A 14,868-nucleotide genomic window follows, 5' to 3' on the forward strand; every position below is an offset into this window, starting at 1 on the left:
GAATTATGAATTATTTACGTGAGATTAACGCCTTCTTCGATTGGCTCGAAACAAATCCGTTGGAAGCATCCACACAAACTTTGTGGTTTCACCTTATGGCGGTTGCAAATAAGAGTGGATGGCCAGAGTGGTTTGCAGTAGCCAATCCCCTGTTACAGGCTAAAGTAGGCGTCACCGAAAACACCCTGACGAAGCACAGAAACTATTTGGTCCAGAAAGGGAGGATCGAGTATAAAAGTCAGGGAAAGCAACAGGCAGGCAGATATCGCCTCATTCCCTTAACCTCAAATAATGAGGTAAACCATGAGGTAAAGTATGAGGCAAAGTATGCGGTAAACCATGAGGTAAAAGGTTCAGCATTATTTAAACTAAACGAAACGAAACAAGACAGTGGTGAAATGTCCGATATCGTCAATCTGAACTTCAGGAAAGCAATTCGAGTTATTGATACCCAATTCCCAGCCAGGATTAATTCCCTTCAGTCTCAGCACCTAGAATACTACATATCCAAGGGAATGGAGCATGATCTTGTAACTAAGGCGGTTGATATAACACGGCTGAAAAAGAAAGACATTGGTTATTTATGGGGTATCCTTCAGCGATGTGATGAGCGAGGTATCATGACGCTGGCAGCCTTTGAAGCTACACAGCCGAATCAACCTCTGAAACCGAGCACAGCTTCGTATTTCGAACAGAAAGCGAGGGAAGCGGAACTTGAAGAAGTCTGAAATTTACACACTGTTTGCGTATATTAATCGTTACTACGCTAATTTTGGCGGTGATGATGAGAAGGTCGCAGCCTGGTATGAGTTGCTTACTGATGTGCCTTTTGACTTGGGATTGGCTAATTTAAAGCTGTATGCATCTACTGAACCCAAGTGGCCGCCTACTGTCGCTGACTTGCGCAAGGGTAAGGATACCGTAACGGTATTTCAGAACCAATTGCGGCATGATGCAGTCCAGTTTATTGATGAGTTGGAGCAGCATTGTCTAACGGCTACGCAGCCGCCATCAAACGTGAAAGAAAGGATGCGAGAACTTGCTGAAAGAAACTCCAATCGTAGACATCAACATGGAGCACCTGCCAAGGAGCATTGAATCAGAGCAAGCGGCCCTTGGTTCGGCAATTCTTGATTTTGAGGCATTAGACAAACTTGCTGAAGTGCTCCGAGGCGATGAGTTCTATTACGAGCCACATTCTCGTTTGTTCCGTGTCATGGTTCAAATGCGAGAGGACGGTCATCCCATTGATATTGTTACATTGAGTACAGCATTACAATCGCGAGATGAATTAGAAAAGGTCGGCGGGCTTAGTTACATCACGAAGATGGCTAGTGCTGTCCCGTCTTCGTCGAATGTTGCACATTACGCAAGTATTGTGTTGGATCGGTTTCTCCAGCGTTCTGCCATATTGGAATATAGGGATAGATTGCAAGAAGCGATCCGAGCTGGCGATGCTAGGGAAATCGTTTCGGGAATGCAGGAAACAGGGGCGACACTCGCTGAGCGGGCTGCTACAGACTCGGCATTTAAACGAATTGGAGATATCTGTGTTAGTAATTTCGAAGAGCTTGAACAGCGGTCACTGAATCGTTCCGAGAATGGTGTAACCGGAATACCTTCGGGCTTCATTGATTTGGACAAAATGACTTCCGGTTTCCAACGTAACGATTTGATTATTGTTGCTGCTCGGCCCTCAGTGGGGAAGACGGCGTTTGCTCTTAACATTGCACAAAACGTCGGTATTCGTGCTAAGAAGAACGTTGCCATATTTAGTTTGGAAATGTCAGCATCTCAATTGGTAAACCGGATGATAGCTGCTGAAGGAAATGTGGATGCAAGCCGGATCCGGACGGGATATCTGGAGAACGAGGATTGGGAGAAGGTAGCGGTAGCTTCCGGAAGCCTTCATGAGGCGAACATTTATATCGACGACACTCCAGTGCTAACCGTTTCGGACATTCGGAGCAAATGCCGAGCTCTGAAAAAGCAACTGGGCAATATTGGGATTATATTGATTGATTACCTCCAATTAATTTCGAGCAGGACACGTAAAGAGAACCGGCAACAGGAAGTCTCCGAAATTTCTCGTACGTTAAAGCAGCTCGCTCGTGAGTTGGAAGTACCGGTTATTGCCCTCTCTCAATTGAGCAGGGGCGTTGAGCAACGCCAGGACAAGCGCCCGATGATGTCAGACCTTCGTGAATCCGGTTCAATCGAACAGGATGCCGATATTGTTGCGTTCCTCTACCGAGATGACTACTACAATAAGGAATCTGAGAAGAAGAACATTATTGAAATCATCATTGCTAAGCAAAGGAATGGACCGGTTGGAACGGTTGAACTAGCTTTCTTAAAGCAGTTTAACAAATTCGTTTCACTGGATCGGCAACAAGCTAGTTAGGAGGCGAACACTTGAGCTTAAATGAACAGAAACATGCACTTATTCAGAGAGTCATTCAGAATTGCGAAGCCGGAATCGAACTTGTCGCGTTAACCGAAGACAACCGTTTTGCCGGAATGCATGATGGCATCCTAAAATCCTTTGTTGTATCGCCTTTCTGTGACGCAGCTTATACGTGGAGTAGCTCGATAGGAAGCATTATGGATCGGGGAAGAATGGTTGAAATTACTGAGCCTTATCATTTTGTTGACGATGTGATTGGCCGGCAGTTGGAGATGGAACTATGTGTATAACAATTAATATCGGGGATGAGTCTATGAGATGGGATGATTTTAGATGTAGCGATTGCCGTCAAGTTTATTCATTGCTTCAACCAGAAGGGGATGAAGTAGAAGAACCGCGCTGTCCTTGTTGTTCAAGCGAGTATTTTGTAATCGTGGACTCAACAGTGTCAAGATCGGGTTTATCACCATTCCGTGAGAAAGAAGCGGAAAGTCATTGTCTTAATAAGTATCATAATAGTGTAACGGAGTTAGTAGACGAAAATGTCGCGCTAAAGTCATCTTTGCTTCTAATCCATAAGTTATGTCAGACAGGGAGGGCTTGGAGTACTGAGGCGAAAGTATATAAAATCGCAAATGATGTTCTAGGTAAATAATGAAAGTCCGCGATTTATTCACGGACTTCGTTAAGAATAATGTTCTCTAACTGACATGAGTTATTTTATTACTAGTGATTATCATTGTATTCTTTGTTATGTTCTAATGCTTGGCGATATACTTCATTTTCACTAATATCATTAGATGACACTACTCTATAATCTTTGTGTTTCTTCAAGCTACGGTAGTGTGGGTCACGTCTTCCTAAATCAGTGTCCATACTACCTGGTGAACCAAACCACTTATTGCAATTGCCACACGAAATAACTGTGATTGATTTGAAGCCTATATTAACATTTACAGACGTTATGTCTATTTTTTGCTCATAATATTGGCCTGGTGTACAATCACACATAATAATTTGACGAATCTTTTTGATAACTTCTGCTTCAGCTCTCGCGGTTATTTCAGTAAAAATAATTCTATTATAGATTAGGGAAGTTGTCCTAAATAGTGACGATGCACGTTCTAGTACTTCTTTAGAAGGATCAAGTTTCATTGTAAATTAGTCTCCTTGTCATTAAATGTGGAATTTGTAAATTTGGGGAATTTTCCATAAAAAAACCCGGACTCTATTGGGGAATGGTCTCCGGGGCAAGGCACACTCGTACTCTTAATATATCACAGCGAGAGGATGAGGGGAATATTGGCTATGACTCTATATAAAGAACAAATGGAATTATTTCCGACAGCTGGGAGGGATGATGTCAAGGCAGCGAAATCATTGCTTTCACGATACCGGCGGATCAAGATGGTCGTTGACGATTTTGAACGAAATGGATCGGACAAGCTTCCGCCTAAGCAAGAAGCTTTGTATAAAGCCTATAAATACCAAACAGGGATTATTGAACGGGCTGTCAATCTTATAACGGATGATGAAATAAAGCGTATCATCGAAATACGATATCTTAAAGGGCAGCCGCATCATGTAACAATTGCCAGGTTTGAATTGTGGCATCCCTCTACAGTGGATCGTAAAATTAATAAAGGCATCGAGTCTGTTGCAAATACGTTGTTGTTGTGGAATTGAACAACATTATCATGTTATGGAGAAGAGAATTAATGAAAAAGCCCGTAGATAACACGGGCTTTTTTTAATTTCATTAGCTAATCGAACTGGCAATTATATTTAAAATGAGATTGTTTACAATTGGTAATAATGTTGTACCATTGAATTGTGGAAAAATCTGTTGCAGAAAAAGAACAAGTGTGCCAAGTAAAGGAGGAGTACGAATGAATCAGGATGTTCTAAATTCTCGAATTGATAGATTAGAGAAATTCCTTGATCAAGGAAAACTTCACATAAACGACGCATCTACAATAGAGTCCTTGATGAATGTAAGGCTATTACCAGATAACGTGAATGTAAATCCGGAAACTGTTGACGGTCGTGTGCGAGCACTTGCTCTAGCAGTTGAAATGATGGAGCACGAGGAAGAACTTTTGAGTATACCACTGTTAGAGACACAAAAAGCCTATTTTAAAGTGCTGGATTCATTCTTTGGGACAGTGTTTAATCAGATGATGGAGAAGGGACTTAACCCACACCAAGTTGCAACAGTAATCTCAAAGAATAAGAAAATTGTACATTCTTTTATTGAAGATCATGAGGCCCTTCAAGAAGGACTGCACGAGCTATGGCAGTATTACCTACCGATCATACAAGCACACCTTAGACGCTTGAAAGGAGTTATCTCAGTTTTTGGTGGAGATATCTTCCCATCATACTCTGGAAGCATAGCTAGGAGTGCTGGGTTATACGTTGACACCATTCTTGTCCCGGACCCAATGCTTAGGACAACGTCTTTTTTTAAACAAATGTCACCTGATAAAGCACTTTACTATTTAGCTAAGCATGCCCTTAATGCACTTCAATACAAGGAACTTGCACTTGCTGAATTGGATTCACCAATTATTGTTTTTGTACCTGATGAAACATATCTTGGCGAAAATGATTTTGATTTGCTTGACAAGCAATCACAATCAGATATTCTTGAACACTTGAAAGAAATGTTCAGAGTAAACTTCACGGATATGGATGAAGCAGATTCTTTTCTCCAAGACCTCGAAACAACCGAAGATCTCTTCCAGAAGTTAGTGAATGAAGAAAGAATGCTATTTGATACAGAATGGGAGCATCTTACTAAGACGGAACAATTTGTTAAGTGGAACAGGGAAAACTCTTGGGCTTTTAACAATATCCCTGGAGGCGGTTCAATTGGCTTTAAAGTAAAATTCATGGTTCAATCAAGAATGATGCAGTCCAAAGACATCGTTAATCGAGCATTACAGTATAACGGCATCCCGATTGTCAACGCTCCTACTTCTTGGCAGTACCTCCTTTGGTCATATCAGTATAGTTCAAACACTCCAAATTCCAGCTCCCAAGTAAAGAACATGTTGATCAGTAATTCTTTAACGAAAATTAATTACGATATTATCGGCAATTTATCAGACACAGCGCTTATCAAGTTGCGTCAAGAGAATGTATTAAACGAACTTAGAGAACTTCTATCAAAGGGTATTGAAGAAATATCAACTGCTGATAACACATCTTTCGATGAAGTGACAACTAGCGTTTTCACCAACATTCAAGAATCATTTAGTAAACATGAAGAAGAAGTACAAGAATTAAAGAGTAGGAATAAAAGATTTTGGGGACTCAATTTAACTAACTCAATAGTTACTGTTGGCCTTGACATTGCAGCTGCAGCAACGGGAAATACCAAATTAGGAACTATAAGTGCCGCTTTAACTGGGATTCTAGGTGCCCCTTCGTTCAAGGAAATATTCACTGATGGCGGAAAGCTCTTAGAACAGAATAAGAAAATTAAAAACTCAGCAGTCGGCATCCTTTACAGTAACCAAAATAGGTAAGAATTTAATTTAAGGCTTGATAAACTTATAAAGCTTCAAATACAGGGAAGGTAATGAATTATAGACACCATGGTATACGATCAGACGATTGGGTGCCGGTGTTTCAAAGGTAGAATTAGAAGCACATCAAAACATGGATTTCATCATTGGTGTAAGTAATAGTCCAATGACAGAATACGCGTGTAAATTGTATGATTGTAGCGTCAAAAATGAGAGTGCCTAAGGGGTACAGTGAAATCACAAAGAGCAAATGCTCGGGTGATACCTACTGTACCCTTATTACATGTAGGACTCGGCCATGCGGTGGGTCAATTGACCTTAGGCGCCAGTCGCCAGGCGTGTGGAGATGAGGTGGGGTTCGAAACCCCATAAGTTTTTTACAGGAGGTCACGAATTCAATCGTGAATTGTTGTGAGGAACTTATTTGAACAGAGGAGTTGATCCGGTTGTAACCGAGGAGAAAGCCAAGACCTACCGACACCTCTAAGGTGCAGCCGACTTGTTGCCGAATTACTGCAAGATATGCTGAATCACTTGGACGGAAGGTGTGGTAAGAGTTAAGATAGTATATTAGAACTATCAGATTCCCGAAATTATGGTATTATTAGTTTGTTTAACTAATACCATCATAGGGGGAGCATGAATGAGTCGTACAATACACTATTATCTATGCTACATCTTACACAATCAAAAAAAGACTAATATTGATTTTTCGGACTTTGTAGACAGAGTTATGGTACTTAATCCCTCAAAGAAATTTAGGAATCTAAAAAGTGGCCAATTCTCTATGGTTGAAATGGTGGAGCCGGATCCTAATAATGCGCAGACCGCACAACACAGAAGTGTTGCATTTGGTAAATATCGTGATTATAAACCATATACCGGGACAAAAGGTACCGATACCGCTGAATTGATTAAAAATGATGTTCTTGAAATTACTTCAACTTTATTTATTCCACAATCGCGGTTAGCCCTAATTGAATACAATCATTTTGGTGGTAGACCAAAGCACTTGTTAGATTATCTAAATTCTTTTCTTCCGAATGAGGAAGGGAATAAATGGGAAGTAGAGCTTGTTCCACTGGAAGCATTAAGAGGTTTTGGTGATGTTGAACTCTCGCAGGATATAAGGCATATTGAATTTAAGCTGAACTTGGTGAATCGTATAATTCCTAATAACTTAGTTCAACCTGGGCGACCAGAAAGTTTATTTTTAGACATCTTTGGAAAATCTATTGAGACGAATAGTATTTTTGGTGCTAATACGGCTTCGATATCTTTTGGGAATGGTAGAGCACGTAAAGATGTTATTAAGCCTGGTAACTTGATTCCCTTAATTAAGGGTCTTAACCTAGATGATGAAATGTTTGAATCAATCAAGGTTAAGTACAAGAGTCCGCTTACCGGTAATATTGAAGATATCGATCTAAAACATAGTGATATCTATAAGAGAGTAATCCTAAAAGACGATGACGCTGATGGTTGGGAACATATCGTCGAGCACATGAGGCAAGATTACTTTGCAAATGGTCGTTATGGTGATTCAGCACACTTAAAATATGCAAATGATTTAATAGTAACTAAGCTGCCTAAGATCATTGAGAGTTTTAGTAAGAAAGATTCGGATGAGACAAAAGAGAAAAATAAAACGTTTAATGAAAATATTGAACAACAGCTTCTAGTATGAGAGGTGAAAAATGGTTGATAAAATATTAGCCGGAATTGAAAAATATTCCGTTAGAGTAATCGTTATCGTTGTTCTTTGTGGTTTAACATTAAATTACCTCGCATCATTATACTTTACGAACTATTTTGTTGATGGAATAAATAAGGCTTTACTAGGTCCAATCAGTGATAATCTGGTTAAGAAAGAAGGGGTTCTAACAACTATCGCAGCGGTATTTACCGGGATTTATTTCACGGTATTTACTTTATTCGGTAGCTTAAAGCTTGAATCGACTTTTGCTCATATTTCAAAAAACAATTTTTTTCGACTAGTTGGATTTCTGAATCGAGCATTCGTTGGTGCTTTTATTTATTTGTTTGCTACAATAGCTATCTCTTTTTTAATCGATGCTGATAAGGGGATGAACATTCCTCATGTCATTATTCTTTTGGTTCTACTTTTGTATATGATGCTTTCGGCTTTTCGTTTCGGGCTGTTTTGCTATCTAATTTTTAAAAGGGATCTTGGTAAATTACATGAGCTCTTAAATGCTGTAGAAGCTGATAAGAGAGAAGTTGATAATGTCATGCAACGGATGAAGCTCTTTTTAGATGATTATGATAACGAGAGAAATTCAGAGCGGACAGTTCAAATGAAGGAATTTATAAAGAATAGAAAAAAGGAACAGTAAGGATTGAACTACTGTTCCTTTTTTATTGATTGCATTCGAACCAACGAGCAAACTGAAAGCCTGCATCGAAAGTGAACGACGATAAGGTGTTCTTGCTATAAAAGAAAATGACTCGGGGATGCTTTCCCACGAGTCATTTTCTAATTTAACGCGAAACTATATAACTCGGCAATGGGGTGGTGGTTATGTGAATACTGTACAGCCAATTACTGATCCGGAATTGATAGCAGATATTCTCGATTATTTGCGTCAAGTAAGCATGCGAAATTACATGCTGTTCTATATTGGTATTAATACGGGATTTCGAATAAGCGATATTTTACGCTTTCGGGTCAGGGATGTAATTGGTACGCATATCAACATCCGTGAGAAGAAGACTAAGAAGGAGAAGCGTCTTTTGATTTCTGCTGTTCTACGACGTGAATTGAAAGCATTTGTCGAAGGTAGGCAGCCTCACGAGTATCTTTTCCAAAGCAGGCAAGGGGTCAACCGTCCGATAGGCCGCAGCATGGCTTATAAGATTATGAGGACTATTGCAGACGTATTCAAGCTGGTGGAAGTCGGGTGCCATACTCTTCGCAAGACTTTTGGGTACTTTCACTACAAGACTCATAAGGATATCGTCTTGCTTCAGAATCACTTTAATCACTCAGCCTATAAAATAACCTTGCGGTATATTGGCGAGCTCCAAGAGACGATGGATACGTCAATGAAGAGCTTCAGAATCGTCTGAGTTCACCATATTGCGGTTACGGGTAACTCATTCTCTTAAATGCCAGCAAGCCTTGTTAAAACAAGGGGGTTAGGCTGCTGTACGAGTTACTCACAATGTACCGATATGGGTAACTCAAAGGGGGGTTTTTCATAGAGGAAAAAAATGGGTGGATGTCGAATGTTATCACAAGGAGGTGGTACATTTGGCACGGGTGAAGACATTCGCAGAAGCTCATCTCGAAGAATTGGAAGTGAGGATTAACAAGTTTATGGACAGCCTTGAGGATGTGTTAAAGGTTGTAGACGTTAAGTATGCAATCGCTCATGAGGCTGTTGCAACTGATAGCCAAACTGGCGTATATCCAAGTATGGTATATACTGCTCTCGTCTTGTATGACAGGAAGTAATGCTTTATGTAGTCTAAAGAGCTGTGCCTAATATGGCGCAGCTCTTTTATTTTGTAAAGGAGTCGAATCCATGCCGTTATCACCCAAGAAACCATGCGGCCATATCGGATGCACCCAAATAACTAGGAAGCAATACTGTGAGAAACATGTTGAGGACAAGTATCAGTATGATCGGCAACGGGGATCCGCTGCTCTGCGGGGGTATGACAGCAAATGGCGTGCTGCCAGGGCTGGGTACCTGAGGAAGCATCCTCTCTGCGTCGAGTGCTTGAATCATGAAGCGGTAACTGAGGCAACTGTTGTGGACCATATCAAGCCTCACAAGGGAGATAAGACGCTGTTCTGGGACCGCAACAACTGGCAATCGTTATGCAAAAAGCACCACGACATAAAGACTGTCAAGGAAGATGGAGGCTTCGGATATCGTTTGAACTAATTAATTTCTTTATCGATACTCTTCTTCAAAAAGTTTTGAAGGCGTGAGAGAAGTTCTTCTTCACAATCGCTACATATGGAAATGGGATAAACATTTGAAGGCTGCATAATGTATTTTTGTTTCTCGGATTCATGTCGTATTGCGGTCTTTACTTGCTTGCAATGTGCGCAAAATATGTCCAAAGCAAAGATCATATCTACAACCTCCTGTCAGTAGCTGTATTCATTATATTCAACTCATTAGGCCAAGGAACTAAGAGAGTCTAAAAACAATAGAGGTGTATTAGCCCATGAAAACCGAAGTTAAGCTGCTAGACGGCGCAGTAATTGAGATCGACGAACAGAGCGCAAATAAGCTCATGTCAAAGATTCACCAATCTGTTAATGCATCACAGGTAACGGTGATCGTGAATGACACAGGCGGAGTCACGTACTTCCTTCCATTCAGCAGCGTTCTCTACGTTCGAACACTTGAGGAAGAACTTGCTGAAGAAGCGCCAATGGCTTCTGAAGCAACTACGACTCCTGACATTGACATGACGATTGAACAACTGAAAGAAGCATTGGTATCCGCACCCGATGTAGAGGCTGTCCAACACTTCCTAACGTATGAACAGTCCAAGGAGAAGCCGCGAAAGTCGGCCGTTGAGATGCTTGAGGCGAAGCTTGTAGAGTTAACAACCGGTACCTAGGATGCCCCCGGGGGGCCGAAATCTAAGGGTAATGGGGGCGAGACCGCAGGGGTCTCGTTTGTGAAAAAATGTCCCCAAAACAAAATGAGATACGAAGCCATCATGAAAGGAGGAATTTGGAAATGAGTCAGGTCGTCCACTTTGATCATATGCGCGTCGGTCAGAAGGGCGGCGGGAAGCATTGGACAGCAGCCGAGGTTCAATCGCGGGAAGAAGCAGGCAAGGCGTTTGAGAGAAAAAAGAAGCGAAATCTGAAAGTGCCGTCTTGGCTCGATGACAATGCTCGGAAGGTTTGGCGCAAGATCGTTCGGGACATGGAAGAGTTCGATATCTTTGATCCACTTGACGAGGACGTTCTTGCAGCCTATTGTGATGCCGTTGCGAAGCACCAAGCGATGAACGAGTCAATTGATTCGCAGGGCTTTACAATAGAGGGCAAGGGCGGCATAGAAATTGTCAACCCACATGTAACAATGGCGAATAACTATGCGAGGCTCATTCTCCAGTTTGGTGAGAAGCTCGGTATTACAGCCGGTGCGCGTGCGCGACTAGCGAAGCGGATGGCCGAAGGGAAAGATCCAAATGATGAACTCTTCGACTGAGGTTGATTGGAGCGATGTTCACCCCGTTAACCGATATGCTGCAGAGATCGTAATGCAGATCCGACCAAGCTGCAAGATGGAATGGTTGACCTGCAAGCGTCACTTGGATGATCTTCAGAGGCAGGCGACGGAGGGATTCCCCTACGTCTTCGACGAAAGCCGAGCGGATCGGCTGTATGCCTGGTTCGAACGCTGCTGCCGTCATGTCCGCGGTCCTTTCTCCGGTGAGCTTATTGAGCTGCTTCCATTTCAAAAATTTGATCTTGGGTGCATTTTCGGCTGGGTTCATATGGATAGCGGCAAGCGCCGATTCAAGAAGGCATACAATCAACGGGCTCGCGGTAACGTTAAATCGACCGAGATGAGTGGGCTTGCTTTATACGGTATGTGCGGAGATTGCGTCTATCCTCCAGGTATGCCCGAGTTCAAACGTTTCGAGGAAAGCCCGGAAGTGGAGTGCGCTGCAGTCGATAAAACGCAAGCCAAGCGGGTTTGGTTGGATGCGCAGAAAATGGGTGAAGCAAGCCCCGATATTCACAAGCGCTTGCGAATTAAGCGAACGTATATTGAGCATGCGAATCGCGGTGGATGGCTGCGGCCATTATCGAAAGACACCAAGAACAAGGATTCTGGCGCACCTTGCATCGTTATTATTGACGAATACCATGCACATTCGACAAGTGAAATCGTTGACGTCCTTTACTCGGGCTTCGGCAAGCGGCTCCAGTCGCTGATGCTGATTATTACAACGGCCGGGAAAGATGCTGAGAACAGCCCGTGCAAGAAGGAATACGACGCGCTGTGTAAGATGCTCTCCGGAGATACGCCCATGAATGAAACCTACTTTGTGATGATTCGCGAACTGGAGAAGGAAGACGATCCTCACGATGAAACGGTTTGGATTAAGGCAAATCCCATTCTTCAAGAGAACAACGAGTATGCGGAGGAGCTGCGGGGGCAAATTCGCGCCGAACATGACGAGGCATACAATACTGGTGACCCGGCGAAGATTCGTGAGTGGCTGACTAAAAGGGTTAACCGATGGCAGTCGGATAGTGAACATAAATTCATGTCCGGCATCATGGACAAGTATAAAGCGCTCGGAGTTTCGCGAGACGCTTTTTTGGCATTGGTCAAAGGCTGGCGAACTTGGTGTGGGCTCGACTTGGCGAAGACAACGGATCTTACCGCTAACGCCTTTGTCTTTAAACTTGAAGATGGACGATATGCAGTGACGGCACACGGGTTTATGCCAGCAGCTCGGGCACAGGAGCACGAACACTCGGATAGGGTACCTTATACATCATGGGCAGCTGGTGGATGGTGTACATTGACTGAAGGATCGGTTACCGATTATCGCTACATCAAGAGCCATATCCAGCAGCTTGAAGAAGAGCAAGGTTGGATGGTCAAGGAAGTTTGCTACGATCCCTACAATGCCACGCACTTCACACAAGAACTGGAGGCGGAGGGGTATGAGCGGGTTGAGATTCGTCAAGGTGTTCAGACGCTCTCGGAGCCAACAAAGTTTTTTCGTGAGCTCGTCTTGAAAGGGCTGCTTGTTCACGATGGAAGCCCGCTATTGACCTGGTGTGTCTCTAATGCAATTGAGGTCGTGGACAACAACGGCAATATCAAGCTGAGTAAGAAGCATAAAGACGACAGCCAGCGGATTGACTTGCTAGCCGCCATTATTAATGCACTAGTCCGGGCTATGCTGCTTGATCAGGAAACCGATTTGAATAGTCACATCCTGAATGATGACTTTACGTTCTAAGGGAGGGGGTGAAACGTGAAATTTAAAAGAAGCTACTTCCGCCGCTGGTGGGAGCAAAGGTCGAACTTGATTTCCGATTTAAAGAACCCTCAGCAATGGTTGATGGATCTATTCGGCATCGGTAAGACAGCCAGCGGCGAGCAGGTCACCAGTGAGACAGCCATGATGAACAGCAACGTGTATACCTGTGCTTCAATTCTAGGTGGGGACATTGGCAAACTTCCGATTCAAGTTTTTCGGCGGCGTGGCGGCGGGATAGAGCGCGATACAAGTCATCCAGTGAGTAAGTTACTCGGGGTCAGATCAAACCCTTATATGAGCGCTTACACATTTAAGGAGCTCATGCAGGTGCATATGGTTTGTTGGGGGAACGCCTATGCCAACATCGAATGGCACGAAGATGGACCGTTCAACGGGATGCCCAAAGCGCTGTGGCCTCTTGATCCCTCAAAGACGGATGTGCATCTCGACCCTATTACTGGCGAAGTCTGGTATGTGACCACGCTACCGAGCGGTGAGAGGCGCAAGCTTCGACATTACGAAGTGCTCCACTACAAGGCAATCAGCAAAGGTGGATTAAAGGGCATAACGCCGATCGCAGTCATTCGTGAAGAAATCGGGGTGCAGCAGGCTCAGCGGAAATTTCTTGGCGCCTTCTACGCGAACGGAACGGCGACACGCGGCATACTGAAGGTTCCTGGTGCGACTCTCGATAAGCCGGCGAAGGACAAGGCTCGTGACGAGTGGCAGAAGGCCAATAGTGGTCTTTCGAATGCGCACCGAATCGCCATCCTAGATGCGGGCATGGAGTACCAAAGTCTTGGCATGCCTCTCAATGATGCCCAGTTTATTGAAACAAGCAAGTTCGGGATCATGGAGGTTGCAAAGATCTATAAAGTGCCGGGCTATAAGTTGGGGATAACGGATGTTAAATTCAACAACATGGAAAACCAATCGCTTGAATACGTGAAGAGCACCCTGCAACCTATTATTGTGAATTGTGAAATGGAGAATGATTTCAAGCTGTTCACCGAGATGGAACGCAAAAAGTATTATACGAAGTTCAACGTCACCAGTGAGCTACGCGGGGACAGCACTAGCCGAGCGCAATTTTACAAAGAAATGATCGCCATGGGTGCTTACACCATTAACGAGGTGCGTGAACTGGAGGAGCGGGACAACATTGGCGAGATGGGGGACAAGCATTTCGTCAGTTTGAATTTTGTCAGTCTCGATAAAATGGATCAGTATCAATTACTGAAGGCTGGGCTTGGCAAGGATGCCACGAAAGGAGGTGGAAGCAGTGAGTAAAGAGAAGGTGTTACGCTTCATTCCGGCAGATAATATCGAGGTCCGCAGCAGCGAAGGGGAATCAACCACCAGGACGATTGCCGGATATGTTGTGAAATTCAACCAGCGAAGTCAATTGATCTGGGGCGAGTTTTACGAGCGGGTCGCAAAGGGTGCGTTCTCCAGCAGCCTACGAGACAACACGATTAAGGCATTCTGGAACCATCGAAGCGATTTCGTGCTTGGATCAACAAAAAATGCTACTTTGCGGTTATGGGAGGATGATGTTGGTCTTCGATTCGAGATCGACCTTCCGAACAATAGCTGGGGGAATGATGCCTTTGAATCGATCCAGCGTGGTGATGTTGATGGGGTCAGCTTTGGTTTTTATGTGAGGGCCGACACGTGGCAGTACCTGAAGGAAGAAGATGTGTATGAGCGAACGCTACTCGACGTGAATTTGTTCGAGGTCTCGCCAACACCATTCCCAGCTTATACAGACAGCGAAGTGAGTCAGCGCAGCATTAATGAGCTAGGTATCACGTCGAAAGAGCAGCGCAAGCGTGAACTGCAACAAGAGAAAATGTTAATCGAGCTGGAACTAGACCTATTGGATTGCTCTTAAATCCTTAATAGGTCTATTTTATTTAACCA

At 43.5% G+C, this 14,868-nt stretch carries 17 protein-coding genes; 16 read left to right on the top strand and 1 reads right to left on the bottom strand.

Features of this window, described 5'->3' with window-relative positions:
* Window positions 1-5: 5 nt before the first annotated feature.
* From BMY11_RS04190 to BMY11_RS04205, 4 genes are read left to right on the top strand one after another with little or no spacing between them, the layout of a single operon-like run.
* Window positions 6-728 carry a DnaD domain protein gene (locus BMY11_RS04190; RefSeq protein ID WP_090573182.1) on the top strand — a complete coding sequence of 241 codons (723 nt, stop codon included), beginning with the start codon at window positions 6-8 and terminating at the stop codon, window positions 726-728.
* A complete protein-coding gene (locus tag BMY11_RS04195) occupies window positions 715-1,098 on the top strand; it encodes a replicative helicase loader/inhibitor (protein ID WP_177182485.1) in 384 nt (127 codons plus the stop codon). The genes BMY11_RS04190 and BMY11_RS04195 overlap by 14 nt, the downstream gene beginning before the upstream one ends.
* Window positions 1,073-2,404 carry a replicative DNA helicase gene (dnaB, locus tag BMY11_RS04200; RefSeq protein ID WP_090573184.1) on the top strand — a complete coding sequence of 444 codons (1,332 nt, stop codon included), beginning with the start codon at window positions 1,073-1,075 and terminating at the stop codon, window positions 2,402-2,404. Before BMY11_RS04195 ends, dnaB begins: the two co-directional genes overlap by 26 nt.
* An 11-nt stretch (window positions 2,405-2,415) precedes the next feature.
* Window positions 2,416-2,697 (top strand): hypothetical protein, encoded by a 282-nt coding sequence (locus tag BMY11_RS04205; protein ID WP_090573185.1) that lies wholly within the window; start codon window positions 2,416-2,418, stop codon window positions 2,695-2,697.
* A gap of 436 nt (window positions 2,698-3,133) precedes the next feature.
* Here BMY11_RS04205 and BMY11_RS04210 read toward each other — a convergent pair whose 3' ends face one another.
* Window positions 3,134-3,562, bottom strand: a complete 429-nt coding sequence (locus BMY11_RS04210; RefSeq protein ID WP_090573186.1) for a hypothetical protein — start codon at window positions 3,560-3,562, stop codon at window positions 3,134-3,136.
* 153 nt (window positions 3,563-3,715) lie between these two features.
* Here BMY11_RS04210 and BMY11_RS04215 point away from each other — a divergent pair, with 153 nt between their 5' ends.
* The 12 genes from BMY11_RS04215 to BMY11_RS04275 all read left to right on the top strand — a co-directional run bounded on the left by BMY11_RS04215 (window position 3,716) and on the right by BMY11_RS04275 (window position 14,839).
* A complete protein-coding gene (locus BMY11_RS04215; protein WP_090573187.1) occupies window positions 3,716-4,093 on the top strand; it encodes a hypothetical protein in 378 nt (125 codons plus the stop codon).
* Between the two features lie 203 nt (window positions 4,094-4,296).
* Complete coding sequence (locus BMY11_RS04220) at window positions 4,297-5,940, top strand: hypothetical protein (protein WP_090573188.1); 1,644 nt, start codon at window positions 4,297-4,299, stop codon at window positions 5,938-5,940.
* 643 nt (window positions 5,941-6,583) lie between these two features.
* Entirely contained in the window at window positions 6,584-7,627 is a 1,044-nt protein-coding gene (locus BMY11_RS04225; protein ID WP_090573189.1) for a DUF6731 family protein, read from the top strand.
* Between the two features lie 10 nt (window positions 7,628-7,637).
* Window positions 7,638-8,297 (top strand): hypothetical protein, encoded by a 660-nt coding sequence (locus tag BMY11_RS04230; RefSeq protein WP_090573190.1) that lies wholly within the window; start codon window positions 7,638-7,640, stop codon window positions 8,295-8,297.
* Between the two features lie 187 nt (window positions 8,298-8,484).
* Window positions 8,485-9,030, top strand: a complete 546-nt coding sequence (locus tag BMY11_RS04235; protein WP_090573191.1) for a tyrosine-type recombinase/integrase — start codon at window positions 8,485-8,487, stop codon at window positions 9,028-9,030.
* A gap of 193 nt (window positions 9,031-9,223) precedes the next feature.
* Window positions 9,224-9,418: a sporulation protein Cse60 gene (locus BMY11_RS04240; RefSeq protein WP_256217325.1), complete on the top strand. Its 195-nt coding sequence runs from the start codon at window positions 9,224-9,226 to the stop codon at window positions 9,416-9,418.
* A 70-nt stretch (window positions 9,419-9,488) separates the two neighbouring features.
* Window positions 9,489-9,854 carry an HNH endonuclease gene (locus BMY11_RS04245; protein WP_090573193.1) on the top strand — a complete coding sequence of 122 codons (366 nt, stop codon included), beginning with the start codon at window positions 9,489-9,491 and terminating at the stop codon, window positions 9,852-9,854.
* Window positions 9,855-10,143: 289 nt separating this feature from the next.
* Window positions 10,144-10,545 (top strand): hypothetical protein, encoded by a 402-nt coding sequence (locus BMY11_RS04255; protein WP_090573195.1) that lies wholly within the window; start codon window positions 10,144-10,146, stop codon window positions 10,543-10,545.
* 122 nt (window positions 10,546-10,667) lie between these two features.
* Entirely contained in the window at window positions 10,668-11,147 is a 480-nt protein-coding gene (locus BMY11_RS04260) for a phage terminase small subunit P27 family (RefSeq protein WP_090573196.1), read from the top strand.
* Entirely contained in the window at window positions 11,128-12,924 is a 1,797-nt protein-coding gene (locus BMY11_RS04265; RefSeq protein ID WP_090573197.1) for a terminase large subunit, read from the top strand. The genes BMY11_RS04260 and BMY11_RS04265 overlap by 20 nt, the downstream gene beginning before the upstream one ends.
* 15 nt (window positions 12,925-12,939) lie before the next feature.
* Window positions 12,940-14,235, top strand: a complete 1,296-nt coding sequence (locus BMY11_RS04270) for a phage portal protein (protein WP_256217295.1) — start codon at window positions 12,940-12,942, stop codon at window positions 14,233-14,235.
* Window positions 14,228-14,839, top strand: a complete 612-nt coding sequence (locus BMY11_RS04275) for an HK97 family phage prohead protease (RefSeq protein WP_090573198.1) — start codon at window positions 14,228-14,230, stop codon at window positions 14,837-14,839. The genes BMY11_RS04270 and BMY11_RS04275 overlap by 8 nt, the downstream gene beginning before the upstream one ends.
* Window positions 14,840-14,868: the final 29 nt, after the last annotated feature.

This window comes from Paenibacillus sp. OV219 (assembly GCF_900110075.1).
Classification (GTDB): Bacteria; Bacillota; Bacilli; order Paenibacillales; family Paenibacillaceae; genus Paenibacillus_Z.